This is a genomic window from Ruminococcus sp. NK3A76, assembly GCF_000686125.1.
Classification (GTDB): Bacteria; Bacillota; Clostridia; order Oscillospirales; family Ruminococcaceae; genus NK3A76.
Map to the genome: position 1 here is coordinate 103278 of NZ_JMMA01000002.1, position 26802 is coordinate 130079.

Annotated in this window: 34 protein-coding genes; 30 read left to right on the forward strand and 4 right to left on the reverse strand. The window is 45.3% G+C overall.

The genetic code is table 11. The features are described 5' to 3' along the window. The first annotated feature begins 170 nt into the window (after positions 1 to 170). Positions 171 to 1451 (forward strand): DUF4357 domain-containing protein, encoded by a 1281-nt coding sequence (locus CD05_RS0100545; protein WP_028508849.1) that lies wholly within the window; start codon positions 171 to 173, stop codon positions 1449 to 1451. A gap of 71 nt (positions 1452 to 1522) precedes the next feature. Here the strand turns inward: CD05_RS0100545 and CD05_RS0100550 are convergent, their stop codons facing one another. The 4 genes from CD05_RS0100550 to CD05_RS0100565 form a co-directional block, all read right to left on the reverse strand. Beyond that, a complete protein-coding gene (locus tag CD05_RS0100550; protein ID WP_037322707.1) occupies positions 1523 to 1789 on the reverse strand; it encodes a DUF6809 family protein in 267 nt (88 codons plus the stop codon). Positions 1790 to 2289: 500 nt separating this feature from the next. Beyond that, positions 2290 to 3936: a recombinase family protein gene (locus CD05_RS0100555; RefSeq protein ID WP_028508851.1), complete on the reverse strand. Its 1647-nt coding sequence runs from the start codon at positions 3934 to 3936 to the stop codon at positions 2290 to 2292. A gap of 88 nt (positions 3937 to 4024) precedes the next feature. After that, positions 4025 to 4237, reverse strand: coding sequence for a hypothetical protein (locus CD05_RS0100560; protein ID WP_028508852.1), 213 nt, complete (start codon positions 4235 to 4237; stop codon positions 4025 to 4027). A 149-nt stretch (positions 4238 to 4386) separates the two neighbouring features. Then, entirely contained in the window at positions 4387 to 4761 is a 375-nt protein-coding gene (locus CD05_RS0100565; RefSeq protein WP_028508853.1) for a hypothetical protein, read from the reverse strand. Between the two features lie 506 nt (positions 4762 to 5267). Here CD05_RS0100565 and mobC point away from each other — a divergent pair. The 29 genes from mobC (at position 5268) to CD05_RS0100715 (ending at position 26746) form a co-directional block, all read left to right on the forward strand. Then, on the forward strand, positions 5268 to 5612 hold the full coding sequence (gene mobC / locus CD05_RS0100575; RefSeq protein WP_028508854.1) for a plasmid mobilization relaxosome protein MobC: 345 nt from the start codon (positions 5268 to 5270) through the stop codon (positions 5610 to 5612). 191 nt (positions 5613 to 5803) lie between these two features. Continuing rightward, a complete protein-coding gene (locus CD05_RS0100580; RefSeq protein ID WP_028508855.1) occupies positions 5804 to 6016 on the forward strand; it encodes a hypothetical protein in 213 nt (70 codons plus the stop codon). Positions 6017 to 6224: 208 nt separating this feature from the next. Beyond that, complete coding sequence (locus CD05_RS0100585) at positions 6225 to 6860, forward strand: TetR/AcrR family transcriptional regulator (protein ID WP_028508856.1); 636 nt, start codon at positions 6225 to 6227, stop codon at positions 6858 to 6860. Beyond that, positions 6844 to 8595, forward strand: a complete 1752-nt coding sequence (locus CD05_RS0100590; RefSeq protein WP_347494829.1) for an ABC transporter ATP-binding protein — start codon at positions 6844 to 6846, stop codon at positions 8593 to 8595. Before CD05_RS0100585 ends, CD05_RS0100590 begins: the two co-directional genes overlap by 17 nt. Next, on the forward strand, positions 8592 to 10328 hold the full coding sequence (locus tag CD05_RS0100595) for an ABC transporter ATP-binding protein (protein ID WP_028508858.1): 1737 nt from the start codon (positions 8592 to 8594) through the stop codon (positions 10326 to 10328). Before CD05_RS0100590 ends, CD05_RS0100595 begins: the two co-directional genes overlap by 4 nt. Positions 10329 to 10409: 81 nt before the next feature. Further along, positions 10410 to 11000 (forward strand): MptD family putative ECF transporter S component, encoded by a 591-nt coding sequence (locus CD05_RS0100600; RefSeq protein ID WP_028508859.1) that lies wholly within the window; start codon positions 10410 to 10412, stop codon positions 10998 to 11000. After that, complete coding sequence (locus tag CD05_RS0100605) at positions 10997 to 11701, forward strand: energy-coupling factor transporter transmembrane component T (RefSeq protein ID WP_009985242.1); 705 nt, start codon at positions 10997 to 10999, stop codon at positions 11699 to 11701. The genes CD05_RS0100600 and CD05_RS0100605 overlap by 4 nt, the downstream gene beginning before the upstream one ends. 6 nt (positions 11702 to 11707) lie before the next feature. After that, complete coding sequence (locus CD05_RS0100610; RefSeq protein ID WP_028508860.1) at positions 11708 to 13189, forward strand: energy-coupling factor ABC transporter ATP-binding protein; 1482 nt, start codon at positions 11708 to 11710, stop codon at positions 13187 to 13189. 160 nt (positions 13190 to 13349) lie between these two features. After that, on the forward strand, positions 13350 to 13979 hold the full coding sequence (locus CD05_RS0100615; RefSeq protein WP_028508861.1) for a GNAT family N-acetyltransferase: 630 nt from the start codon (positions 13350 to 13352) through the stop codon (positions 13977 to 13979). Between the two features lies 1 nt (position 13980). Next, on the forward strand, positions 13981 to 14478 hold the full coding sequence (locus CD05_RS0100620) for a hypothetical protein (protein WP_028508862.1): 498 nt from the start codon (positions 13981 to 13983) through the stop codon (positions 14476 to 14478). Positions 14479 to 14583: 105 nt separating this feature from the next. Next, entirely contained in the window at positions 14584 to 14997 is a 414-nt protein-coding gene (locus CD05_RS0100625; protein ID WP_028508863.1) for a hypothetical protein, read from the forward strand. A 9-nt stretch (positions 14998 to 15006) separates the two neighbouring features. Next, complete coding sequence (locus CD05_RS0100630; RefSeq protein WP_028508864.1) at positions 15007 to 15504, forward strand: hypothetical protein; 498 nt, start codon at positions 15007 to 15009, stop codon at positions 15502 to 15504. A gap of 15 nt (positions 15505 to 15519) precedes the next feature. Further along, positions 15520 to 16020 carry a hypothetical protein gene (locus tag CD05_RS0100635; protein WP_028508865.1) on the forward strand — a complete coding sequence of 167 codons (501 nt, stop codon included), beginning with the start codon at positions 15520 to 15522 and terminating at the stop codon, positions 16018 to 16020. 31 nt (positions 16021 to 16051) lie between these two features. After that, the gene (locus CD05_RS16835; protein WP_051588738.1) at positions 16052 to 17137 is read left to right on the forward strand and encodes a 2-dehydropantoate 2-reductase N-terminal domain-containing protein; all 1086 of its coding nucleotides are present in this window, start codon (positions 16052 to 16054) and stop codon (positions 17135 to 17137) included. Positions 17138 to 17141: 4 nt separating this feature from the next. After that, positions 17142 to 17912 (forward strand): alpha/beta hydrolase, encoded by a 771-nt coding sequence (locus CD05_RS0100645; RefSeq protein ID WP_028508866.1) that lies wholly within the window; start codon positions 17142 to 17144, stop codon positions 17910 to 17912. Continuing rightward, positions 17909 to 18631 (forward strand): DUF6796 family protein, encoded by a 723-nt coding sequence (locus CD05_RS0100650; protein ID WP_028508867.1) that lies wholly within the window; start codon positions 17909 to 17911, stop codon positions 18629 to 18631. The genes CD05_RS0100645 and CD05_RS0100650 overlap by 4 nt, the downstream gene beginning before the upstream one ends. Further along, entirely contained in the window at positions 18628 to 19242 is a 615-nt protein-coding gene (locus CD05_RS0100655) for a hypothetical protein (RefSeq protein WP_198021556.1), read from the forward strand. The genes CD05_RS0100650 and CD05_RS0100655 overlap by 4 nt, the downstream gene beginning before the upstream one ends. A 10-nt stretch (positions 19243 to 19252) precedes the next feature. Beyond that, entirely contained in the window at positions 19253 to 20242 is a 990-nt protein-coding gene (locus CD05_RS0100660) for an alpha/beta hydrolase (protein WP_028508869.1), read from the forward strand. After that, the gene (locus CD05_RS0100665; protein WP_028508870.1) at positions 20239 to 20811 is read left to right on the forward strand and encodes an MptD family putative ECF transporter S component; all 573 of its coding nucleotides are present in this window, start codon (positions 20239 to 20241) and stop codon (positions 20809 to 20811) included. The genes CD05_RS0100660 and CD05_RS0100665 overlap by 4 nt, the downstream gene beginning before the upstream one ends. Positions 20812 to 20860: 49 nt before the next feature. Beyond that, the gene (locus CD05_RS0100670; RefSeq protein WP_028508871.1) at positions 20861 to 21112 is read left to right on the forward strand and encodes a heavy-metal-associated domain-containing protein; all 252 of its coding nucleotides are present in this window, start codon (positions 20861 to 20863) and stop codon (positions 21110 to 21112) included. 12 nt (positions 21113 to 21124) lie between these two features. Then, positions 21125 to 21910, forward strand: coding sequence for a class I SAM-dependent methyltransferase (locus tag CD05_RS0100675; protein WP_028508872.1), 786 nt, complete (start codon positions 21125 to 21127; stop codon positions 21908 to 21910). A gap of 2 nt (positions 21911 to 21912) precedes the next feature. Beyond that, positions 21913 to 22425 carry a hypothetical protein gene (locus tag CD05_RS0100680; RefSeq protein WP_028508873.1) on the forward strand — a complete coding sequence of 171 codons (513 nt, stop codon included), beginning with the start codon at positions 21913 to 21915 and terminating at the stop codon, positions 22423 to 22425. Between the two features lie 6 nt (positions 22426 to 22431). Further along, positions 22432 to 22920, forward strand: coding sequence for an isoprenylcysteine carboxylmethyltransferase family protein (locus CD05_RS0100685; RefSeq protein WP_084262058.1), 489 nt, complete (start codon positions 22432 to 22434; stop codon positions 22918 to 22920). A gap of 3 nt (positions 22921 to 22923) precedes the next feature. After that, positions 22924 to 23538 (forward strand): DUF6796 family protein, encoded by a 615-nt coding sequence (locus CD05_RS0100690; RefSeq protein ID WP_156947239.1) that lies wholly within the window; start codon positions 22924 to 22926, stop codon positions 23536 to 23538. A gap of 17 nt (positions 23539 to 23555) precedes the next feature. Next, entirely contained in the window at positions 23556 to 24200 is a 645-nt protein-coding gene (locus tag CD05_RS0100695; protein WP_009985257.1) for a DUF6796 family protein, read from the forward strand. 60 nt (positions 24201 to 24260) lie between these two features. Beyond that, positions 24261 to 24905 (forward strand): class I SAM-dependent methyltransferase, encoded by a 645-nt coding sequence (locus CD05_RS0100700; RefSeq protein WP_028508876.1) that lies wholly within the window; start codon positions 24261 to 24263, stop codon positions 24903 to 24905. Positions 24906 to 24922: 17 nt separating this feature from the next. Beyond that, positions 24923 to 25573, forward strand: a complete 651-nt coding sequence (locus CD05_RS0100705; RefSeq protein ID WP_028508877.1) for a DUF6796 family protein — start codon at positions 24923 to 24925, stop codon at positions 25571 to 25573. Positions 25574 to 25596: 23 nt separating this feature from the next. Continuing rightward, positions 25597 to 26220 carry a class I SAM-dependent methyltransferase gene (locus CD05_RS0100710; protein WP_028508878.1) on the forward strand — a complete coding sequence of 208 codons (624 nt, stop codon included), beginning with the start codon at positions 25597 to 25599 and terminating at the stop codon, positions 26218 to 26220. A gap of 25 nt (positions 26221 to 26245) precedes the next feature. Next, positions 26246 to 26746: a hypothetical protein gene (locus tag CD05_RS0100715; RefSeq protein ID WP_028508879.1), complete on the forward strand. Its 501-nt coding sequence runs from the start codon at positions 26246 to 26248 to the stop codon at positions 26744 to 26746. The last annotated feature ends 56 nt before the right edge of the window (positions 26747 to 26802 follow it).

Genomic DNA, 26802 nt, shown 5'->3' on the forward strand with positions numbered 1-26802 from the left:
CCAGAATGCTTATATACCAACTATATTTGCGACTAATAAGAACTATTAATTAATCTAAAAGAAGAAGCATTCCAAAATTGACAATGTATAAAAAAAGAGCCTTAAAAATCTAGATTTTTGAAGTCATAATAAGAGTATTTAACATATAGCGATCCAACAAAGGTGATAAGATGTCAAAAGATAAGAACAATAATAATTTCGTTGATCAAATACTATTAAAGGCCTTCTTTGATAATGAACAACAAAAATGGGATGAACTACGAAACAGAGAAAGTGAAATCTTGAGTATTGTACAAAGAGAATATTCGGAATACTTTAGTGCATTGTTTAAAACCGAACTTCCTACATATACAATAAAACAAGGTACTTCATTGTTTCGTGCAAGATGTATTAAAAGTACTGATGAATCAAAGTTAGGCGTCAATATATCTGATGTAATTGAATCTTTTTATAGGGTGATTCTATCCGATGAAGAGATTAGCTTATTAACTCAAGAAGAGAACACAGGACCATTGAAGTTTTCCCTTGAGCATTTATTTTTGTTAAAAGCACAGAATATGAAAGCATATAGTGCAGATGAGCAAGAAAGAATTGATGCATTAATTAGTGAGAATAGCATTCCTAAAGCATATGGATTTCAAGAAAAAGATAGTCGAGTTCCACCTCAAATGTTCAGAAAAGCCGGAAGACTCAATACAGTTTCAGATGCGTTTTTATACGTCGCGTTCGATAAAGACACAGCTATACACGAAATGCGGCCTTCAATCGGTCAAAGATATAGTGTTGCTGAATTTCAATTGAATAAAGAACTTGTTCTTGCATGTTTTACAGATAAGATTTATTCTGATGTCAAATATACACCACTGTGGTCACTAATTGATAAAATTAGTGAGCCTAACACAGATAATACTGAAGTGTTCTATCATATCACTCAGACAATGGCACATGTTATTAAGGAACAAGGTTATGATGGCATTGTTTATAATAGTGCTTTGTGTAAAGGAAAAAACAATGTTCTTCTGTTTGATGAATCACATGTAGATTTTATATCATCAGAGATAACAGAAATACAGGATGTGAGAATTACATATACTACAATTCTACCGTTTTCAAAAGATTACAATAATCCAATCGAACTATCATTAGTGCATAAGAGAAAAGATATAGACTTTATAGTTCATGCATTTGCTGCAATTACTCCGGAAGGAATCCGAGTGTTAAAAGGAAGCACAATAGCTCCTATCAATGACTTGATATATTCACTATTAACCAATGATAATAAAAAGAAACGATTAGAATGTAAAGTTGAAAATAATATACTACAAGAAGATGTTTTGTTTGAATCAGCATCTGGTGCTGCTCAATTTGTAATCGGCAAATCATTAAATGGTAAAACATCCTGGAAGACAAAAGATGGAAAAACAATAAGAGATCTTGAAAACAAAATATAGGATATATAGAGCTTTAAGATATTACATATGATAATAGCCGACCCGTCACCGGATCGGCTATCGCAATTAATTCATTCAATCGGTCTCAACATCTCCATCACCATCTGTCCCCCTATCCTAAAACCATTCACAAACTCCTGCCTGTTGTTAATGCTAATAAGCTCGATCTGAGCGCTCTGGTACTTGTCAAACAACTCCCTGATCTGCGGATAGGTGTTCAGCAGCTCCGTCTCAGCAGCCACAAGGGAGTCCATTGCTTTCTTATATTCCTTGTTGGAATTGCAGTATGTCCCGACGGGGAACAGATCTCCATTATACATTTCTTCAATGATATTCATGGTTATTCTCCTTTAAAAGTATTCAGAGATGCCAGAGGTCTGTCCATTATTTGTCCATTATTCTTACGAAAACTTATGATTTTTTACATCAAGCTGCAAAAGATACATCAACGCAAAGTGCGTAAAATAGGGCTTTTGCGAAAGGTGTGCTAAATTGCGATCATCAAATCTTTCAATTCAAGTCCCGTCACTCCGACCAGCAGAAAAGTCCGTAAACACGCAGTTTACGGGCTTTTTTCTATGCCCTAAACTAACGCCTGTCCATTATTGCCCCGAGGACGCCTTTTGCCCGCAGCTTGTCTTTATCAAACGTATCTTCTTCTCTCTTCCGTCCGGGTCGGGCGGAGGAGTTTCTTTTTTGGAAAAGTCAAGGACGTTTGCTATGGCTTCGCTTGCCCAGGCGTTTGCGTCTTGAAAAGCGTGCAAATATATGCTCGTTGTTGTCCTCTTGCCAAATGGTAACACACTTTCGTATGGTTGATAAATAACGTAAATACGCCTTATAACAGGCTTCTTTTGTCTTTCAGTGGTTCATCGAGCAGCTTGTAGTAGATGTAGATCTCACGGGGTTGCCCCTCGACATAGGCATCAAGGGTGATATACTCGATCAGTTCAAGGCACATCTCACGGGTAAGCTCCTGCACATCGGTGTACTTTTTCAGGCGCTCCATGAACATAGCCACATCTTCCTCGTCCTGCCTGATCGTGGAGAACTTTTCTTCAAGCTCAGCAACTTCTGCCGACAGCTCTTTCTGCTCAGATTCATATTTCGCTATCAGCTTCATCGCAACGTCCTCTGACACCTTGCCAAGGACTTTGTCCTCATAGATGTTCTGGATCAGTGTATCAAGCTCCTGCAAACGAAATTTGCCATCTGACAGCTTCTTGGTGTCAACGGAATACTGCTCCTCGTGGTGCTTCGCCTTGCGTGCGAGGAATTCCGCTTTTGCCTTTTCTTCGTCTTCTACCACAAGCTGTGCAAGGCTGCGAATATCTTCAAGCACAATAGCGTCCATATCCTGCATTTTGATGTAATGGCTCGGACAGTAACGCTTGCCGAACTTCATGTAAGAGGTGCAGTTGTAATTGTGGCGAAGATACTTTCTCGGCTTTTTCTTACTCCCATTCGTGGTGTTGTTCCACGCAAGACGGACTTTGTTTCCGCAGTCCTGACAGTAGATCAAACCGCTGAGATTTGCAACATATCCGCTGCTGTTGCGCTTGCCCTGCGACACCGACTGCTCCATCTCACGCACCCTGTCCCAAAGCTCCTGAGAAACAATAGGCTCGTGCGTATTCTTCACAACGATCATATCGTCCTCATCGTTCTTAATGACCTTGTGATTTTTGTAGGATACAGTTCTTGTGCGGAGCTGAACAAGGTGTCCGAGGTAGGTGTAATTGTGAAGTATTTGCCTTACCGTTTCGGGACTCCACATATGCCTTGTGCGGCGAGGATTAGGCTTGCCGAGCTTTGCATAGTAGTAATCCGAGGGAATCGGTACGCCGTCCGCATTGAGCTTATCAGCAATGTGGTGCGGACTAATACCGCTTGCTCTCATCTCAAATATGTTGCGGACAATAGGCGCGGCATCGGGATCGATCACAGGCAGATGATTCGGATCATCGCCTTTCGTGTAACCGAACGGGGCGCAGGTCGAGCGATACTTGCCAGCCTTTGCGTTTGCTTCGATGACCGCCTTGATCTTCTTGGAAGTAGAAGCGGCGTGCCATTCGTTGAACAAGTTGACGATCGGCATCATGTCAAGTGCTGAGGTATCCTTGCTTGCGGTATCCACATTATCGTTGAGAGCGATGAAGCGGATATTGTAACTCGGAAAAATGTAATCCACATATCTGCCGACTTCGATATAGTTTCTTCCGAAACGGCTGAGGTCTTTGCAGATGATAAGGTTGATCTTTCCTGACTGAGCATCGGACAGCAATCTCTGCACCGCAGGTCTGTCGAAATCAGTACCGCTCCAACCGTCATCGACGTAGGTATCCACAAGATTCCAACCTTGCTCCTTGACATACTTGGTGAGGATAAGTTTCTGGTTTTCTATTGACAGGGATTCGCCGGCTCTCATATCCTCCTGCGAGAGGCGGACGTAAATTCCTGCATTGTAAATGGTCTGCTTTGCCATTATAACTCCTTTCAAATCAAAGCAGTACCATACCGACATCTTCAGTATAGCGCAAAATTTCGGTATAGTCAATGCCTTGCCGACAAAATTACGCCAGTGTTTCTTTTACGGCTCTTTCAAAAGCGAGCCTGCCAATCACTTCGTCGATATTTTTCTCTCCGACGAAACGGCTGTGAACGATGTACTTTTTCCCGTTGATCTCATATTCGGAAATCCTCTCGGGGAAGTCCTTGTACTTCTCGTTCAGCTCAAACATCTTTCCGGCCTTCTCTCTGTCTACGGCAGTATCATTTTTATTCATAGCGATCTTTCTCCTTTAGCTTGTCTATCTCTATGCATTTAGAGTGAGGGCATCGCTTTATCTCTCTTACCCTCATGATTGTTGTCTTATGATAGCTGTGCGGAACGGCAAGTGCCGTCCCATTGCATAGCTATTTTTATCGGATAGTTTTAATCCTCATAGGGATTCGTTTTATCCGAAAAGCTCATTTGCTGTCCGAAGTCAGCGACGAGATCGGTGGTATTGCTTTTCTCATTCTCAGCATTTTCACTACCGACCAGTTTCAGCAGCTCGTCATCGGACAGACCGCTGGCTCTCAGTTTCTCCAGAAGCTGATGCTCCGAGGTGATGATCTCATCAAGCTCACGAGGCTTGCAGTTGTATTCCTCCGCCATAGCCAGACGGAAAACTTCTTTCAGCTTATCCTCCAGCGTTTTCTTTTTCGCCGTATCGCCGGCGATACGCTTTTCCAAACCTTTGATCTTCTCGATGAGCTGATCTCTCTTTTCTGTATAGATGCCCATAGAAAAATCACAACCTTTCATTTTTTGTTCTCAGCAGGCAGAGCCGAGTGACCATAGCTCACCTGCCATGATCCAATTATAGCGCGCTCTACATTTGAAATACAAGCCGCATTGCGCACAAACTTTTGTTCATATTTTGTTAACAAGAGTCCGGGGAATTTTGCGATTCAAAAAACTGAAAGTACGCTATTTCGCCGTTTACGCTATCCGGTTATTTTGACGAATCGATTTTGAGCGATCATAAAAAATCTGAAATTTATTATTGACGTGATCGGGAAAGTGCGCTATATTGATAATGGGGAGCGACGATAAAGAGAAAGTCGCACAGCTCCAATTCTCGGAATCGCGAAAAAAAGACCGAACCGAAAGGCTCGGAAATGACATTCGCCCCACAGGGGCGAAACTCTACCAGCAAGCACGGTGAAGTGTGGGCGCAAAATGCGACTACACACACTTCACAAGGCTTGGCAGAGGGCGCTGCCCCTACGACCCCGAATTAAGAAAAATAAAAAAGGAGAACAAGAAAAATGAAAGATGAAAAGAAGCGTACATTGTACCTGAAAGTCCGTGTCAGCCCCGACGAAATGGCGGCTATCAAGAAGAAGTTTGCTAACAGCGGTATGAGCAGTCTCAGTACATTTGTGAGAGCCATGATCTTCGAGGGTTACATCGTCCATATCGACGAGAACGAGCTAAAACGGCTCACTGTACTTGCGAATAATATCGCCAACAATATCAACCAAATTGCCCACCGAGCAAATGTCACGAACAAAGTTTACAAGGAAGATATTGAGGAGATCAAGGAGCTTGGCGATAAGCTCTGGCGGCCGCTGATGTTTCTGCAAACAAAGGTGGCTCAGCTAAAGCATTGAGCAGAATATGACAATCGCCGTCAGGATAATTCCCGACGGCGATGAAATACAATATGTGCGCTATGAACTGGACTGGCTTTTGAAATTGCTGCGCACTTCACAAAAATGGTTACAATCACTCCGCAGAGCTGGACTCCGGAAGAATTATGGTATATACTGTATCTACAATATTGATTTGGAGGTACACAGCTATGTTGAAAACACCTGAATTGTCAATGCCGAGAACAAACAAGGTCACTACCGTACGCAATGGCAAACGTAAGGTCTGGACCGACTATGAAGAAGCAAAAGCATATTTCCTTGAACTCATGATATCTACGGACGGCGAGGAGCATGAACGTGTGGAGTGTGTTTATATTCAGCTTCTGCACGGACTGGAGGAGTGTTCGGATGAAGATGAATAATCAGCGAAAAGGCTTTGCAGGGATGCAGAGCCTTTTGCTTTAATAATATTGTGTAAATCAACTGAACCTCACACTTCACAAAATAAATTATAGTCATTCTGCCTATTTTGCAAAAAGTTCGACCGCAGCACTTGACAAATCGGTTAGTATATGCTAATATGATAAACGGATTATCGGTAATACAGATTTCAATGAGAGGAGGATACCTATGTCAGTTCCCGATAAAAGTATCGACCCACGACTGCTTGCCAGTGCGGAAGCGGAATTTCTTGACAAGGGATTCATCAAGGCAGAACTGAAAACGATCTGCGAGAATGCCGGTATCACCACGGGCGCAGTTTACAAGCGTTATAAGGGCAAAGAGGACTTATTCTGTGCCGTTGTTGACGATATAGCCGAACAGCTTGATTTATTTTTAAAGAAACGCTCAGGGTTAGACTTTTCTGGGCTTTCGGATAAGGAGATATACGATTCATGGCAAATGACCTATGATTCGATGTTACCGCTGTTCAGCTTGCTGTATCAGCATCGTGATACATTCACTCTGCTGATAGATAAGGCAGCAGGGACACGATACGAGAATTTCAACCATGAATATGTCACGAAAATGAGCTATGCCTATGAGCAGTTCTACGCCGAAGCAAAAAAACGACGACTTGCCAAAGCAGAAGTCTCAAGAGAGGAATTTCATGTTCTGATCTCATCCTTCTGGACGTGCGTCTGTGAGCCGATCATCCATGATATGTCATGGGAGCAGATCGAAGAACATTGCAGGATTGTCTGCCGCTTCTTCAACTGGCAGGAAGTGATTATGCTAAAGAAAGGCGATGAAAACTTTGTTTAACAAGATCAAGCCCTATATGGGCAGATACATCAGATATACCTATGCGGCTCTGGGAGCGATGTTCGCAGGACTGATCGCTTCCGCTGTGCCGTTTTTTATGGTATATCGTATCATAAAACCACTGATAAGCGGAGAAACACTTTCCGCAGGCTATTATGCAATGCATATAGCCATTATTTTTGCGTGCGAGTTAGTCTACGCTATCTTATATGTATGGGGACTTAAATTCTCTCACATCTCCGCATACAACACGCTGAAAAATATCCGTATTTCCTTGCAGAAAAAGCTGGAGCGTCAGCCCCTCGGTACAATTCAGGATATGGGCAACGGCAGGATCAAAAAGCTGTTCACCGATGATATAGATCAAGTCGAACTGCTTCTTGCACACGCTATCCCCGAGGGCATCGCAAATCTTTCTATGGCGCTGATAGCGATCATCTGTATGTTCTTTGCAGACTGGAAATTAGCCCTGTTGTCGCTCTGTTCTCTTCCTTTGGGACTGTTCGCTATGGGCATGATGTTCAAGGCGGGTATGGAGCGAATGAACGCTTATTACGCCGCCTCTGCCAAAATGAACGCAACGATAATCGAATACGTCAACGGTATGGAAGTCGTCAAGGTTTTCGGAAGGGACGGCGAATCCTATCAGCGATATGAATGCGACATCAAAAGCTACCGCGACTTCACACTTGCGTGGTACAAGGTCTGCTGGCCGTGGATGGCACTTTACAATGCGATCATTCCCTGTGTGGCGCTCGTGATGCTTCCGGTGGGAACGCTCTTTGTACTGAACGGCATATCAACGCTTGCGGATCTGGTGCTTGTGTTCTGCCTGTCGCTGTCAGTTGGAATGCCGCTTCTGAAAGCACTTGCATTTGCAGGAAAGATACCTCAGCTGGGCTACAAGATAGATGAGATCGAAAAGGCTATGGATCATGAGCCTTTAAAAAGTAAAGATAATCAATTTATCGGTAATTCACATATCGTCAGATTCGATGATGTCCGTTTTGCTTATCAAGAACAGGAAGTCCTGCACGGCGTTTCACTCGAACTCGGAGAAGGGACGCTTACGGCGCTGGTCGGCGAATCGGGCAGCGGCAAATCAACTCTTGCAAAGCTGCTTGTCCATTACTATGATCTGAACGGCGGACATATCACCCTCGGCGGTCAGGACATCACCGATATGAGCATTGAAGCGCTGAACGACAACATCTCCTATGTATCGCAGGAGCAGTTTCTGTTCAACACCACGCTGTATGAGAATATCCTCATCGGCAAGCCCGATGCAAGCCGTGAAGAAGTAATGGCGGCGGCTGAAAAAGCACAGTGCGGAGTGTTCCTCAAACGTCTGCCGAAGGGTATTGACACTATGGCGGGAGACGGCGGAAAAATGCTTTCGGGCGGAGAGCGTCAGCGCATATCCCTTGCGAGAGCGATACTCAAAAACGCTCCCGTGATCGTTCTTGACGAAGCAACGGCATTTATTGATCCCGAGAACGAGGAGAAGATGAACGCAGCTATTGCCGAGATCATCAAGGGCAAGACAGTCCTTGTCATCGCGCACCGCTTGCAGACGATCGTGAATGCAGATAAGATATGCGTTATGAAGGATGGAAATATCATTGCCGCAGACACACATGAAAAGCTCCTGCAAAGTTGTGCGGAATACCAGAAATTATGGAACAGCAGCGAAGCAAGAGCCAACTGGACTATCGGAAATGAGGTAAGGGCATGATAGGAATGATAAGACGTATCCTCGGCGTTTCGGGGAAATACAAGGGCAGGATATACGGTGCTATGGGCTTTTCATTTCTGAAAGGTCTGCTCATGAAAGTACCGATAATTCTCACATATTTCATCGTTACAACTTACATTGACGGTACACTTACGAAGAAAACCGCTCTTTACGGAGCGATAGCATTAGTCGCAAGTGTGGTATTGCAGGCAATATTCCAGTATCTTGCAGACCGTCTACAAAGCGGCGCGGGCTACCTGATATTCGCCGATATGCGAATGAAGCTGGGCGAGCATCTGCGCCGTCTGCCGATGGGTTACTTCACTGAGGGCAACATTGGTAAGATCAGCTCGGTGCTCTCAACGGATATGGTGTTCATTGAAGAAAACTGCATGATGGTTCTTGCGGATATGATGAGCTACCTGTTCTCGCAGACTATCATGATCGTGTTCATGTTTATTTTTGACTGGCGGTTAGGTGTTGCTTCCCTTGCTGTCACGGGCTGTATGGTACTGCTTGGTAGGAAGATGATGAAAAGCGACCTTGTACACTCGGACGAAAAACAGCAAGCTGCCGAAACGCAGACGCAGGCGGTGCTTGACTTTACCGAAGGCATCGGCATTATCAAGACCTACAATCTGCTTGGCGAAAAATCAAAGGAACTGACCGACAGCTTTGATACCAACTGCCGTGTGAACCTCGATTTTGAGTTCTCACACCATCCGTACAAACGGGGCGTGTTCCTTATCTACGGTATCGGCACGGTGCTGATGCTCGCACTTTCGGCTTTTCTTTATACAAAGGGCTTTATGGAACTGAATTTCTTCATCGGAATGCTCCTGTGCCTGTTTGACCTGTTTGTGCCGATAAAATTGTTCTACGATCAGGAGGCAAGACTCACTGTCATGAGTGCTTGTATGGACAGGATAGAAGCGCTCTTTGCAGAGAAAGAGCTTGATGATAACGGCACACAAACGCTGACAGACAGCAATGCACCGGAGATCGAATATCGGAATGTGACCTTCGCCTACGATAAAAACGACATACTCAAAAACGTATCATTCAAAGCTGACAAGGGTACGATGACCGCACTGGTCGGGCCGTCGGGCGGCGGTAAATCGACAATCGCAAGTCTGCTGACTCGGTTCTGGGATGTGAAAAGCGGCGAGATACTTCTGAGGGGTACGGATATCCGCAAAATTCCGCTTGCCGCACTCATGGACAATATCAGTATGGTGTTCCAGAGGGTGTATCTGTTTCAGGATACAGTCTACAACAATATTGCCCTCGGCAGACCGGATGCAAGCCGTGAGGACGTCATTGAAGCAGCGAAAAAAGCACGCTGCTATGATTTCATTATGGAGCTGCCTGACGGCTTTGATACGGTGATCGGTGAAGGCGGTGCAAGCCTTTCCGGCGGTCAGGCGCAGCGGCTTTCTATTGCAAGGTGTATTCTGAAAGATTCCCCTATCGTTATCCTCGATGAGGCAACAGCAAGCGTTGATGCCGACAATGAGAGCTATATCCAGCAGGCGATATCCGAGCTTTGCAAGGGTAAAACACTGTTAGTTATTGCACACAGACTCAATACGATCGCTCATGCAGATTGCATCTGCGTCATCAAAGACGGACAAATTGCCGAATCGGGCAACCATAAGAGCCTTATGGATATGGGCGGTATCTATCATAATATGGTTACAAAACGTGCAGTCAGCACGGGTTGGAAAAACTAAAAAGGTATTGACACACCAAACAGAAAGTGGTATAATATAATCGGTTTGCATACGCTAACTGAATATTACAGGAGGTTTATCATGAAAGATAACAAGCTGAAAGTAAAGGACTTTATCACGATCGGCATTTTCACGGCGCTGATCTTTGTCGTGGAATTTGCCTGCGGAATGCTGGGCTTTATCCACCCGTACATTGTCGCATCCTATGTGGTGCTGATCCCGCTGGTCGGCTCGATACCGATGATGCTGTTTTACACGAAGGTCGAGAAATTCGGCATGATTACGATCATGTCCATTCTGATCGCAATTATCATGTTTGTGACTGGTATGGGCTGGCTCGGCGCACCGCTTATCATCCTTTCGGGACTGATCGCGGATCTGATTGCCAAAAAGGGCGGCTACAAGAGCTTTAAGATGACGGCGCTCAGTCACGGCGTTTTCTGCCTTTGGATCTGCGCAAACTACTTCCCGGTAATTGTGACTGCAAAGGACTATCGCAAGAGCTTTCTTGATGGCGGTTATTCTGCGGAATACTGTGATGCGCTGTTCCGTGCGATCAACGGCAAAACGATTGCGATTCTGCTGGCACTTTGCTTTGTTTTCGGCGTGATCGGTGCATATGTCGGCAAGGCAGTTGTCAGAAAGCACTTTGAAAAAGCAGGTATCGTATGATAAAGATTCATCTTGATCCCCGCACGAAGCTGTTTATGATATTCGCTGTTTCGTTTATCGTGATGGTCAATGCGGTGTCAGCGATGGAATGGGCAGTCAGGATCATCGTTACGCTGATCCCTGTGTTCCTGCTGGCAAACGAGGGCAGATATGTGTCTGCCCTTCGCTTTTTGCTGTGCTACGGGGCGGCGCTTTTCTTGCTGAAATACTACATTTCTGCGGAATCAACAGGCGTTTTTTCGGCGCTTTTGGTCGGCTACTGCGGGATTGTAGCGCAGTTTATGCCGGCGATGATCATGGCGTGGTATGTGATACACACAACAAAGATCGGTGAATTCATGTCGGCTATGCAAAAGATGCACGTTCCCGACGGCATATCTGTTTCGCTCGCTGTTGTGATGCGCTTCTTCCCGACGATCAAAGAGGAATACCTCAGTATAAACGATGCTATGAAAATGCGGGGCATTTCATTTGCAGGCGGAAGGATCACAAAAATGATCGAATACCGGCTTGTTCCGCTGATGTTTTCCTGCCTGAATATCGGTGAAGAATTATCGGCTGCAGCGGTCACAAGGGGCTTAGGCGCACCGGTCAGACGAACCAGTCCCGTGCAATTAAAACTGAAGGCAGCAGACTGGCTGATGATAGCTGTTTTCGCAGCAAGTATGGTACTGTTTATAATCTCAAAATATTTCAGGTGAGATGATATGATCGAAATCAAAAATGTCAATTTCAGATACAAAGGCACTGATGAGGGCGGACTGCATGACCTGTCGCTGACGATCCATGACGGTGAAGTGGTTCTCCTCTGCGGTGCTTCCGGCTGCGGAAAAACGACAATCGGCAGACTGATCAACGGACTGATTCCGCATTATTACAAAGGAGAGCTGACAGGTAGTGTCATTGTGAATGGTCGGGATATAGCTCAAACAGAGCTATACGATCTTGCCGGTGTTGTGGGAACAGTATTCCAGAATCCGAGAAGTCAGTTCTTTGCGATCGACACGGACGGTGAGATCACATTTGGCGCTGAAAATATCGGGATGCCGCCGGAAGCGATCGTATCCCGCAAAAACGATGTGGCGAATGAAATGCACATTGAACGGCTACTCGACCGCAGTATATTCGAGCTTTCGGGCGGCGAAAAGCAGATCATCGCCTGTGCAAGTGTCAGCGTACTTTCACCCCATATCATGGTGCTTGATGAGCCTTCCTCGAACCTTGACAGCAGTGCGATAGAAAAGCTGAAAACCATTCTTGCCGACTGGAAATCACAGGGCAAAACTATCATTATCGCAGAGCACCGGCTCTATTTCCTGCGTGAGCTTGCGGACAGAATGCTGCTGCTCGATAACGGCAGAATCGTGAAGGAACTGCAAGCAGATGAGATCAGAGCTCTGACCTTTGCGGATACCGAACGAATGGGCATACGCCCGCTGTCGCTCACAGATGTTACATATACTCGTGAAAGACGATCAAGACCGGATGAAACGCTTACCCTTGAAAATTTCTTTTTCACCTACAAAGACGGAAAGCATGGGATCAATATCCCGAAACTGGAACTGCCTGCACGAAGCGCCATTGCGATCATAGGTCACAACGGTGCGGGCAAAAGCACGCTTGCGCGAAATATCTGCGGACTTGAAAAGAAATGTAAAGGCACGCTCACGCTTGGCGGCAAAACATTCAAAGCAAAAGAGCGCCTGAAAATCTGCTATATGATCATGCAGGACGTCAATCATCAGCTCTTTACCGAAAGTGTCAGGGACGAAGTGATGCTGAGCATCACGGATAAGCAGATAACAGACACAGAGAAAACGCATCGCAGTGACGAAATACTCGCTCAGCTTGATCTGTCCGAATACAGCGATAAACATCCTATGGCACTTTCCGGCGGTCAGAAGCAGCGGACAGCTATTGCATCGGGCATTGCTTCGAGTAAGCCTATTCTAATTTTCGATGAGCCGACAAGCGGACTTGATCTTGCCCATATGAAACAGGTTGCGGGTGAGATTTTGAAGCTTCGTGACATGGGGAAAACTGTTTTTATTGTGACGCACGATCTTGAATTTATACTCTCCTGCTGTGACCATATCGTAAGATTGGAAAAAGGACAGGTGGTCGAAAATTTCGAGTTGAATAAAGATACAGATATCAGGCTGCGTCAATTCTTCACAAATGAGAGTTAAAACACAGCACCATATCTATTTCGTACAGAAGATATCATAGAAAGCCATTCATAATTGGACGGCTTTTTTCTTGCAGCATCTTGCAATTTGAGTTAGCATATGCTATAATATAATCATGAGTTTGTCTATGCTAACTATATTGTGACTGGAGGTCATAGTATTGAAAAAGGTACGTTCGTTATCAAAAGAGAAAATAGATGAGATCTCTGCCCTGATCGGTGCGTCGTTCTGGGATTATCCCTATGAACCCGGGGAAGGCGGATTAAAGCCGTTCTTTCCCTCGAAGGCGGCAATGACCGAATACATGAAGGCATTTGTCATCGCAGGCATTGAAAGCGGAACATTTTACAGCACCGACCACGGCGAGGGCTATATCCTCATCACCGACACGAAGGGCAATCACCCGGGATTTCGGAGCATCGTAAAAATGGCAAGACGTATGAAAAACGCCCTCGGCGGCTGGGGAAAGCTGTTTTCATTTCTGAAGCAGGCAAACAGCGGCTGTGATAAAAAACCGCTTGAAATACAGATGAAAAAGCAGAAAAAGCCCTACGTCAAGGTCGAGATGCTGATCGTAACAGAACAGTATCAGGGACAGGGCTATATGCGTAAGCTCATGGAGTTTGCCTATAAAGTGGCTGACAAAAACGGCTGTCCCTGCATTCTGGACACCGATGCAAAGGGAAAATGCGACCGTTATGTGCATCTCGGCATGAAGCTGATGCAGACACGAACGGCGGCAGGCTGTATGATATATGATCTGATGTACAGCAAGGAAGGTGTGAACTGATATGAGTATCCCTGTTATTCTCGTTGAAATGGCTGTATTTTCCGTACTGTTCACGATCATGTGCTTCAAAACCACAGGCGGAAATAATACTGTGCAGGTCGAAAACTATCCGCCCGATATACAAGAGGAATACTTCAAAACGCATGAACGGATACCGACTGCGCCGCTCTCAAAAAGAGTGATCATTACAAAGTCAATCGCACTTCTTTGTTTTGCTGTGATACTTGTTATCATGGCGCTGCTTGCCGGAGCAAAGTCTTTTACACAAGGCTTTCTGTTTGCATTCGGCATGATGGCGTGGATCGGGGCTTATGATACATTCTTTATTGACTGGGTGCTTTTCGCCAATATGAAGCGGTTTCGTCTTGAAGGAACGGAGCACATGGACAAAGCCTATCATCAGAAATGGTTTCATCTGAAAGGAATGCTGTTTCCGGGGCTTTTGTTTGCTTTGATTCCGGCTGCGATCGTTGGTTTGATTGTGTCGCTGATACGATAAAGAGGTAGATTCTGATGCTTATGACAATTCTTCTGACAATCTGCAATATCATCCTGCTGTGTCTGATGATACTGACAGCAACCGTTTTTATGCCGTATCGGGGGGTTGGCAAAGAACTTTCCGAAAGATGTGCAGGAGGCTCTGCAACCTCGGCTTGATGAAATCGACAGACAGCCAAAAGCACCGAGAGTATTCGGCAGTATTCTTATCATTATTACGTTTCTGCTGTTTGTCGGTGTATTCATTTTCGGCGGTGTTGACGGTGTGCATCATGATTTTACATACAGTCAGTATCTGCTGCGTTTTCTTATCATTGCTTTCGGCATAAAGGGGGTTGATATTATTGCTCTTGATTATTTCCTTCTGACTAAAACATACTTTTTTCCCCATTTCTTCTCCGAAACCAAAGGCTGTGCAGGCTGGCAGCAATTCGGATATAACAGAAAACAGCATCTCGGACAAAGTGTATTTATGCTGATATGCTGTTTCGTATTGGCGTTTGTGTTTTCAAGAATGTAGGAGGCTGCTATGAACTGGTCAAGAACGATTCTGGACGGTATTGTCCTGAGTATCCTGTTTAATGCGGTTGTCGGACTGTTTTTCTTTGTCGTACCGCAGGCTTATGCAATGATGTTTCCGAAAGGCATCAAAGAAGCTGCAAAGCCGTATGTTACACGGAAAGAACTCCGTGTCATGCACCTTGTTCTGTATCCTATGTATCTGCTGATGTTTCTATATATGGCGGTCAGCGCTCATTTTGCCGATGTCAGCGGTTTCCGAAACCTTTTCTGGACGGGGTACATTGAAATGATGTTTGTCAGCGTGAGCGATTTCATTCTGCTGGATGTTCTCGGACGAATCTATGTCATGGATAAGGGACTGATTAAGGGGGCAGAGAATCATCCGGGCTGGGAATGGAAGGAATGGAAGAAGCTCGCTGTACCTGAACACGGCATCTTCTGGACGTTTCTGTTTTGTCCGCTGACAGGATTGATCGTTGCGGGTATCGGTGCTTTACTTGGTTAGTCGGGAGCATGTATTATGATATATGTACAATTATGCTTATACTGCCTGTTATTCACAGCAATAGTCAGATATTCTGTCAGAGGCGGAGCGATAAACGGACTGTATTTCTATCCGAAAGCGGTGCAGGAACGGGCATATGAGATCGGCCTGACTGACAGGGAGACTGTGAAAAAGCAGTGCAAACGCTTTATGACGCTGTTCTATATCGTAATGCTGTCTGCACTTGTACTTATCATTGCCGTGTGGAATCGTGTCATTGATTTCAAGAATGCCTATTTACAGGCACTACTCTTTCTTGAAGTCATGAATATCTATGATGGTGTTGTGATCGACAAGCTGTGGGTAGGACACAGCAAATTCTGGATCCTGAAAGGTACGGAGGATATTCCGTTCGTGCAGACTTGGACACAGGTCTTGAAAAAGCGTTCCTTCCTTGCCCTGATTTGGGTGGTCGGCGCGCTGATCGTTGCAGGACTTGCGGTGCTGGTTTCAGCAATGATAAATTGGCAGCGGTGATTGGACTTGCTACCGGAAAGGATGATTTATTATGAAAATACTGGTTTACGGCTGCGGCGTGATCGGTTCTCTTTTGGTTCATACGCTTTGCAGAGCAGGCAATGATGTAACGGTCGTTTCCAAAGGCGCATGGGGCGATGTATTGCAGAAAAACGGGCTGCGTATTCATCATCAGCTACAGCATAAGGATACTGTCGATCATCCCAACGTTGCAAAAGAATTGCCCGATGACTACTTTGACCTTGTATTCTCTGTCATGCAGGGCTGTCAGCAGAGAAATGTTCTCCACGAGTTAGCGAAAGCTAATACACCTGTCGTAATTCTGGTCGGCAACAATCCCGAAGCTGCTGACATGGAGCGTGAAATACTTGCATTATCCGAATCTCCGAAAACTGTTCTGTTTGGCTTTCAGGGAACGGCAGGTGTCCGCAGTGCCGGAAGCGTAAATTGCCTTCACGTCGGCGCCGGCTCTATGACAATCGGCGGATTACATCGTGCATTGACTGCAAATGAACAGCAAACACTGCTTGAAGCATTCGGAGATACCGGCTATCGGCTGACCTTTGAAGATGATATGGAAGGCTGGCTGCACTGTCACGCAGCGTTCATCCTGCCGATCGTTTATCTCAGCTATCATTATGGTTGTGATCTGCGGAAAGCGAACGGAAAAGACATTGCATCTATGATGAAAGCCGCAGAAGAAGCATACGACCTGATTGCTGCCTGCGGAATTGAGATCCGTCCGAAGGGTGATGCGGATTATTTCAGAAGCAAGCCGAAACTGGCTGTTCTGACAGCAATCATGTATATCATGAGCAAAACAAAGCTCGGTGAGCTGGCTGCGACCGACCATTGCCGGAATGCAGTCACGGAAATGGAATGGCTCGATACAGCGTTTGAAATGCTGCGGCAGGCGCAGCCCGAACAAAGAATGCCGGAATGGGATAAGCTGCGGAAGGCGATGCCGTCATGGGATGAAATTCATAAAATCTACGATCACGGAACAAAGATCACCGTATGTGATCCGTCAGCAAGGCGCAGAAAGGTTGCATCGGTATTGTTGCTTGCAGGCGGGTCAGCTGTTGCGGTCTGCATTTATAAAAAACGAAAGAAGTGAGATAATGACGATTCATGAGTTCGGTACAGAACATCAGCAAGTGATTGTGCTGGTTCATCCCTCTGTTGTGATGTGGGATTATTTTGAGAATGTGATTCCGATACTGGAGAAGAAATATCACCTGATTATTCCGGCATTGCCCGGCTATGATCCCGATCAAACCGATGATTTTACAAGCGTAGAAGAAATTGCAGCAGAACTTGAAGCATGGCTTATAGCGCACGGATACTGCGATATTTCCTGCCTGTATGGTTGTTCAATGGGAGGCAGTATTGTGATCCGTATGTTAGCCGATCATCAGATCAGGATCAGGAATGCGGTGATCGACGGCGGTATCACACCGTATCAGCTTCCGTATCTGCTAACGAGATGTATCGCTGTCCGTGATTTCCTGATGATCTATATGGGAAAGCTCGGCGGAATCAAACTGCTGACAAAGGCGTTTGCGGCGGATGATTATTCTGAGGATGATTTGCGGTATATCGCAAAGGTACTGCATTTTATGAGTGCCAAAACGGTCTGGCGGACATTTGAGTCCTGCAATAATTACAGTATGCCGAGTACATTTGATGCAAGCGATACGAATATGGAATACTGGCTTGCTGAAAAGGAATTGAAAGAGCGAAAATGGGATATTTCCTATATCAGAAAGCATTTCCCCCATTGCAGAATTCGGAAATTTCGTGATCTCGGACATGGCGGACTGGCTGTTGTAAAGCCGGAATTGTTCTCAAAGGCTATGGATTCGATCATCACCAAAAAGAAAAGAGCATGATTTTGAGCAATTACAATGATATCGGCATCGACAATACCCTCGACTGGAAACGTATCCGCAAACTATTTCTCATCGGACTGCTCGGCGGCTGCATGACTTTTGTCGGGGACTGGCTGCTCGGATACGGCGTGTACGATGAAAGCCTGACGGGACTGGAAAAGAAGCTATCGCAGTATCTTGTTTTATCGGACGGCAAGCTGTTCTGGTCTGCTTTTCTCGGTCTGATCGGTATTTCACTGGAAGGACTCTGCTATTTCGGCATCTACAGGCTGATTGCAAGCGGCAGTAGGAAACACGCCCATATATTCCGCAGCGGCGTGTTCGGGTATATGCTGTTTGCAGCCTGCGGCGTTCATGTGCCGTGCCTCTCGACTGTGTTTTTCTATAACCATATGATGCTTGCATCGCCTGAGAACGCATATGATCTGACAATAAAATTTGGCGTTTACTTCCTGCTGCCGGCAATGATACTGTTTCTGATATTCTTCTTTGTTATGAGTTCAGCACAGATTAGTGCTTTTGCCAAAGGACTGACTCCGTATCCGAAGTGGTGCTGGATATTCTCTATGCCGGTCGGTATGGCGGCGACAATGCTGTTGAAATTCGTCGGAAATCATGCTGTTGTAAACGGTTTGACCGCCGCATGGATCAGTATCGGAAATATCTGGATGTTCGGCGGCTTGCTGCTGACAATGAGATTTGCGCAGAGGAAAAAATGATGAAAGATAAAACAAGAAAATACGCAAAAATGTTCTCTAAGGCAATGAAAATGCTCGGCAGAAGTGATTATAAAAGACTTGAGCACGTTTTTTATCAGCGTTACAATGCACACCTGAATTCAGAAATGTATCAGAAGTATCGAAAGAACTATCCTTCCATCGGAACGGATAAGGTCTACTTGGGAATTACATTTGCACAGATCATGCTGAAGCTCGGCTATTCAATGGACGAAGCAATAGAAGCGTGGGGAACGTATATCATGGCTGATAAGTTGCGTATGGTAGAAGGGATTATCCGGCTTGCTGATTTCTTCGGGAAAGGATATCGTCTTTGCGGAAACTGGCTGGACAAGGATAAAAAGACGCGGGATCAGGACGGATCAGTCCTCTATGAATCCTATCACTATAATGACCGTGAGCTGGAATACAAGATACATACCTGTGCCTATGTCAAGCTGTTTGAGCATTATCATATCCGGAAATTCTGCAAGGCATTCTGCAATAATGACCTGTGTATGTGCGTGCTGCATAGGAGCGCAAAATTCATTCGATATTCCGACAAGGTTGACGGCGATTACTGTCACGACAAACTGATCAATCTGTCACGTTAGGGGCTATTTTATGAAATTCGATCAACATGATAAGGTGGTAACAGCACCTGATGCGCTGAACAGTCCGATGTACAGGCTGGTAAAAGCAATCGTGAAGGTTGCAAAGATACGGGACAGCCTTATCGGTACAAAGGAAGAAGTTCTTGCAAAAGCGGCGAAAATGAATGCAAAAAACCGTCATTTTATTATGCCGACAGATAACAAGGCACACTATACCGATCATCTGATACGGGGACAGTATCACTGCATTGAAGTTGACATTGAAAAGAAACGGCGAGATAAAGCGATATTGTTTGTATTCGGCGGCGGCATGATACTCGGCTCTGATAAGGGAGATGTGGGACTTTCCCGAAAGATCGCTGAAACAACCAATTCCGATGTATGGTTCCCGTATTACCCCCTCTGCCACGAACACGATATGCTTGAAAATGTGCAGATGATCTATGAGTGCTATGCAAAAATGCTCACGTTTTACAAGCCAGAAAACATCGTGTTTCTTGGCTTTTCCTCGGGCGGTGCGCTGATACTCGATCTTATCACATATATCAATGAGCTGAATGACAGCGGCAGCAGTATTCCGATGCCCGGACTGCTGGTGCCGGTCTCACCGGGTAGCGTTCCGGTTACACAAGCTGAAAAAGCGGCAATCAATAAACTGGATGAACATGACATCATGATACCGGCGGGGTATATGTATACCGCCCGTGAGATTATGTGTCACGGCAAAGACATTCCTGAAAAGTACATTGCGACTGCGCACGGAGATTTTCGGGGCGCTCCCATAACGCATTTCTATTACGGCAGCGCCGAAACGCTGTATGCCTTTGCGCCGAGCTATGCGGAGAGTTATCGAAAAGCGGGTGCGAAGTGTGTCATTCATGTCGGAAAAGGGATGCATCATTGTTATGCACTGCAATATTTCATTCCCGGCTGCAAGCCTGCATTTGATGAAGTGATGCGGCTGATACAAAACTATTTCAAAAAGGAGAAACGAGCATGAGAACGGAAAATAAATGGAACAAGAAAAATGCTTTGTGGATGCTTCTTTATGTTGTCCTGTATGTTGTGATGTCGTTTATAGTCTGCGTATTGGGTTCGATACAACCAATATTCTTTGTCTGCTATCAGATCACAGCCGGATTGATTGTAACAGGTGTCGCCGCCAAAGCCTTTGATAAGATCAGAGCGTTTGGTGCTGCCTGCTGTTTGTCGATTGGTATGCTTATAACCTTCTTCGCAATGCAGGACGCAAACTTGTGGCATTGTTTGCCGGTTATCATCGTCGCAATCCTTGCTGAGATCATCCGCTTGATTTTTCAGTATAACGCTGCAGGCAATTTGATCGCTGCGGTGATCATGTCCTTTTCAACTTTCGGTTATTACGGACAGATCTGGTTCAACCGTGATTACACCTACGAGTGTGCCGTTGAGGAAATGCCTGCCGGATATGCAGAAGCTCTTATGAATTACAGCCCTGCATGGGCATTGCCTGTTGTCATTATCATTGGAATAGCGGTTGCTGTGGTGAATTACAATATCACGAAAAAGCTGTTCAAATTCGATCAATAATAAAAAGGTACTGCCTCGTAAAATGTAAAAACGAAAGGACTGAAAAGCTATGTATAAGATAACAGTAAAAATTGACGGCATGATGTGCGGAATGTGCGAATCCCATATCAACGATGCCATTCGGAACAAGATGCCCGTAAAGAAAGTATCTTCTTCTCATAAAAAAGGAGAAACAGTCATTATCAGCGAAAATGAACTGACTTCAGAAACAGTAACCGCCGCACTGGACGGTTCGGGTTATACTGTAATGAGTGTAACTTGCGAACCGTATGAGAAGAAAGGCTTTTTCAGCAAAAAGTAAAGGAGAATCATCATGAGTGCAAATTATAAGAACTGGGTACCCAACGGAATGATTACGGCATTGACCGCAGGAACGGCGGTTCTCGGTGTCGGAACAGCAGCACTGATGTGTGTGAATATGAATCCGAATCTGAAAAAAGCACTTGTCGGAACGGCAGGAGCAGGCACACTTCTCTGCGGTGCAATGACGGCTAGGAGCATTTATGCGCACGGAAAATTCTCCTATGACGGCAACCGCCAGCTGTCGAAAGAGATCGTTGAAGGTACTGCAAAATATGTCACACTGCCGGAAGGCGGTATCGGACTGGATGTCGGCTGCGGCAGCGGAGCGCTCACCATTGCTTGTGCCAAGCGGAATCCGCAGGGCAGAATGATCGGTATTGACCGTTGGGGCAAGGAATATGCGTCGTTCAGTCAGCAGCTCTGCGAAGATAATTCAGATGCAGAGGGCGTTCAGAATACGGAATTCCATCAGGGCGATGCTTGCAAGCTCGATTATCCTGATAAGTATTTTGACGCAGTGACAAGCAATTATGTTTATCACAATATTGCAGGTGTAAACAAACAGGAGCTTCTTCGTGAGACTCTGCGTGTGCTGAAAAAAGGCGGAACGTTCGCCATTCATGATATCATGTCAAAGGCTCGCTACGGCGATATGCAACAGTTTGTCAGTGAACTGTATGACGAGGGCTATGAGGTTGTCGAACTGATCGACACGACAAACGGTATGTTCATGTCAAAGGGCGAAGCCCATATTCTCGGACTTAAGGGTTCGTCACTGTTGATCGGAAAGAAGTGAGTATGATGCTTCAGGCATTGGGTTACGGTCTGATCTGGTCGGTCATGTGGAACGTTTATGTATTTCTGATTCTGAAATTCTATCCGTTTTCGATGCTTCACGATTATCCGAAAGATATTCAGGCTGCGGCAACCATTGAGAAGCCGTCAAAAGCACAAGAAAAAGCTGCCAAACGATTCGGCGCAGTCGGTGGTCTCATCATATTTGGTGTACTCCTTGCATTCGGATTACTCCGATTCCACAGCGAACAGGCTTCATTTTTGCAAGTGTTGAAATATATCTTCATCATTGCTATGACATGGAATGTGGTTGATCTGCTGGTCATGGACTGGCTTATCGTATGCACGATCACGCCGAAATGGATCGTATTAAGCGGAACAGAGGGCTGCATGGGATATAAGGACTATCTTTACCATTTCAAGGGCTTTCTGCTTGGGTGCGTGTATACAAGCATTATGGCACTGCTGTTTTCGGGGATAGATTATGCGATCCTCCGATTGGTGATATGGAAATAAGGTGATATGATGAAGAAAAAAGAACATTTGCCGCTGTTCGGTGTCGGACCGATCTATGTTTACACCATTGCAATGATTACGCTGATCGCTTTCCTTTGCAGAAATCTGTCCGTATTTGAAGAAGGAAGGCTCACAAATATCAAAGCAATACTGATAATACTCGGAAGCGTCCTTGTCGTGATCGGAGCAGTTATGTGGATCATGGCGGTGATCGTATCAAAACTAGATGACAATATCAAGAAAAATCATCTTGTAACGACCGGTATTTACTCTTGGGTGCGGAATCCGATCTATTCAGCTTGTATGTTTGCCTGCACAGGCTTTATTCTTATGATCGGAAATGCGTTCTTCTTTGTATTGCCCTTTGTTTACTGGCTTTTCATGACGGTTCTGATGAAGCAAACGGAAGAAAAATGGCTGCGTGCGCTTTACGGTCAGGAGTATGAGGATTACTGCAAGCGTGTCAATCGCTGTATTCCGTTTAAGAGAGGATAAATAATGCTGAAACTATGTTTGCTGACCGCATTTATCGGTCATTTGATGTGCTGGTACTGCGACTGCCTTATCACATATACGCCTGACGGCAGGTTTTCAGCCAAAATGCTGAATGATAATGAACAGCTTTCTGAATTATTCATGGATATGCCGCTGAAAAGACCGATGCGTTCTATTATGCTTGGCGTTTTTGCGCTTGTCATGTCATTCTGCGGATTTCTTGCTCTGAGCGAGTGGATGCGGCAGTTTTCAAGCGTTTATGCATTTATTATGCTGATCGGTGCTGTCTTGTTTACGACTTGTGTGATACCGCATCATGTGATATGCGGTCTGGTGGAATGGCTTTATATTAAGCTCGGACGAACCGATGATGCAAGAAAAGCCGTATTTGATTTTTTTAAGAAAACATCAGCAACAATGATCGTATGCTATACCGGACTGCTTATCTTTTCGGTCGCATTTTTCATTGCAGTTTTTACAGGTACGACCACTTTGCCGAAATGGGCGTGTATCTTTAACACATTGCCGCTGTTCCTAATCATATCACCGTTCAAGGTCGCAGGAAGCGGAAATATTGTCAATGCAGCAATGTTTCTTGCACTTGCGGTACTTATATAAAAGACGGAGGATAAAATATGGATACTGTGATCGGAATATTCGGCATCATAAGCGGCTTTCTTTGTGCGCTTGCAGATACGCCGCTTGCGTATTTCTTTGACGCAAATAATAAAAAGATCGGTCAGCGCAAAGATATTCAGACAGGCTGGCAGACCGCTTCATCCAAGAGATTCTATCTGTCGTTTCTGCTTTCATTTCTCGGTCAGCCCGGCTGCTATCTTGTTATATGGCGGCTCGCTGAAATGATCGGAAAGGAAAATGATACGATATGCAGTATCCTGAAAATCTGCACATTTCTCGGATGCTACACAGGTCTTATCACACACGCAGTCTTCTGTATCAAGCCGCTTGTATACAAGAATATATTTCAGGAGGCATCATTAAAATCCGCAGAAAACGCTCTGCATGAAACTGATAAGCTCACCATTTTGCCCGTACTTGTATGCAGCGTTACGCTGATCATGCTCCCTGCATTTCTGATCTCTGCGGCGATTTGGCAGGGCATTCTGCCTGTATCAAGACTGTGGATCATATTCAATCCCATATTCCTGATGATCGCTATGCTTGCGGTCAAAAAAGCATTTCCTAAGCTGCCGCTGATCGGATTTATGGGTACAAGTTTTATTGTATATGCGGCAATGCTGCTTGTCATAGCGAGGTGAAGAATTATGCTGAGAACGACCATGTATGGTAAGCAGCATAAGATTTTAGGAGGTATACAAATGACTGCAAAAGAATACAAAGACCTCTCCGTGAAGGAGTTTACCAAAGCTGCCGAGATCTATGAATCGGACAATGCAGGCGTCTACAATATGTGCAAAAAGGATTATCCGGATGTGCTGGCTGAGCTTGAAAAAGAACCGTTCACCGATCTTCTGGACTGCGGCTGCGGAACCGGTCCGATGCTCACGCTGCTGCATCGTAAATATCCTGATAAGCATTATACCGGCATTGACCTGACACCCAAAATGATCGAAGTCGCCAAGCGAAAGAATATGAAAGGAGTAGAGCTTGTGGTCGGTGACTGCGAGAATCTGCCATTTGCCGAAGATTCCTTTGATGTTGTGATCTGCTGTGAGAGTTTTCATCATTATCCCAATCCGCAGGATTTCTTCAGCAGCGTCTACCGTGTCCTCCGTCCGGGCGGCAGGCTGATCCTGCGTGATATGACGATGAATTCAGCGGCGGTGCGCTGGTTCTGCAATCACATTGAAATGCCGCTGATACACCTTGCAGGCAAGGGCGATGTACGCATCTACGGCAGAGAGGATATCCGGAAGCTGTGCGATAATGCCGGACTGCACATGGAATCCTTTGATAAGCGAGGTTTCTGCCGTCTGCATTGTGTTGTGAGAAAAATAAGATAAAACGAAAGGATAATAGTATGTATTTATTATTTTCGGCATTAGGACTGATCGGAGGTCTGCTTTGCTGCACGGGAGATATTCTCTTTGATCTGAAAGGCAAAGGCAACGAAAAGCTCGGAACTTCTAAGAATATCGACAGCAACTGGCTAAAAATGGCTGACTGGAGATTTGGTTTGTCTATCGCTCTTGCACTGATAGGCGATGCGCTGGTAGGGCTCGGCTTTTATTCTATCGGTATGCAGATAGCTGAAACACATTCGTCGCTCGGCTATTTGACGATAGGCTTCGGATATTTCGGTGCGATGGCTGGCATTTTCATTCATGCTTTTCTCTGCGTTCAGGCACTGATCTACAAAGGTGCAATGATACATGGTGATCTGCAAATAGCCGATGATATTCTCGAAAAAATATACAAACAGATCATGCCGACATTTCTTTTAGGCTATGCTACGCTGCTTGTACCGACAGTTCTTGTGATAATTGCAATTCTGAACGGCGCACTGGATGTACCGAAAATATGCGTGCTTCTGAATCCGATCGTGTTCCTTATTATTGGAACAACCTGCCGAAAAATTGATCCTGTAAAATTTCAGGATCTTCCCGGAATCATCATGCCGAGCTTCGGACTTTCAATGTTCGGGGTGATCGGAATTCTGAACCTGATATAAAAATCGCAGAGGAGGATAATACTATGAGACTCATGAAGAAGTTTTTTAGTCAGACAAGAAAACCCGAAGGTACACTCGGGAAAATGATGCTGAAAGGAATGAATTCAGGTCATGCAAAGCTGGCAGATTGGGGATTTGAGCATCTTCCGAAACTCTCTCCAAAAAAGGCTGCCGATCTTGGCTGCGGTGCAGGCAGAAATGCAGGAGAGCTGCTGAAAAAATATCCGCAGGCAAATGTGACTGCGATGGATTACTCTGCACTTTCAGTCCAGAAGGCAAAGGAATACAATCAGGCAATGATAGACGCAGGCAGGTGCAGAGTGATTCAGGGCGATGTTTCAAAGCTGCCCCTTGACGCTGACAGCTATGATCTTGTAACAGCCTTTGAAACGATCTACTTCTGGCCTGGACTTGAAAAATGCTTTTCGCAGGTAGCCAACATTCTGAAAGACGGCGGATACTTTATGATATGCAACGAGTCTGACGGAAAAGATCAGACGAGCAAGAAGTTTGAATCCATCATCGACGGTATGCGCTGCTATACACCTGCTGAAATAACAGCAGCTCTGAAAGCGGCAGGGTTTACGAGCGTGAAATCCGATCATCATCCGTCAAAGCCGTGGATCACTGTGATTGCTAAGAAATAATGATTCATCTGAAAGAAGGGACAAAATGGTGCTGTCGATTCTGTTTTCCGTCATGATGATGGCGGGACTGTTCCTGATGCTGTGGGGCGGCGTCGGTTTTATTCAGGACAAACGGTTCTTTTCATCTGCCCCGAAGGAAATCGTTGAGACCGTGCCGGATAGAAAGCCTGAACGCTTCAAAGGACAATATGCGATCGGCTGGCTGATGATCGGGCTTTCGTTTGTACTTATGCTGGGCGCGATTGTTCTGGGTGCCTGGGACGGGATCAGGAATGATTACGGATTCTGGCAGTTCTTTTTGAGATTTGTGATCATGCTGCTCGGTCTGAAAGCATTTGACATCGGTTTCTTTGACTGGGTACTGCTCTGCAATAACGGATTTTGCTTCTTTTCCCATTATTATCCCGAAACAAAAGGTGTGTACGGCCGTCACCTGTTCGGATATAACTGGAAAACCCATCTTGCACATATCGTGCTAAGCTTTCCGTTCGCAGCATTGCTGTCGTGGATATCTACCCTGATATGATACAATAAAAACGAGCCTATACAAATGCGTATAAGCTCGTTTTCGTTTCATATGGC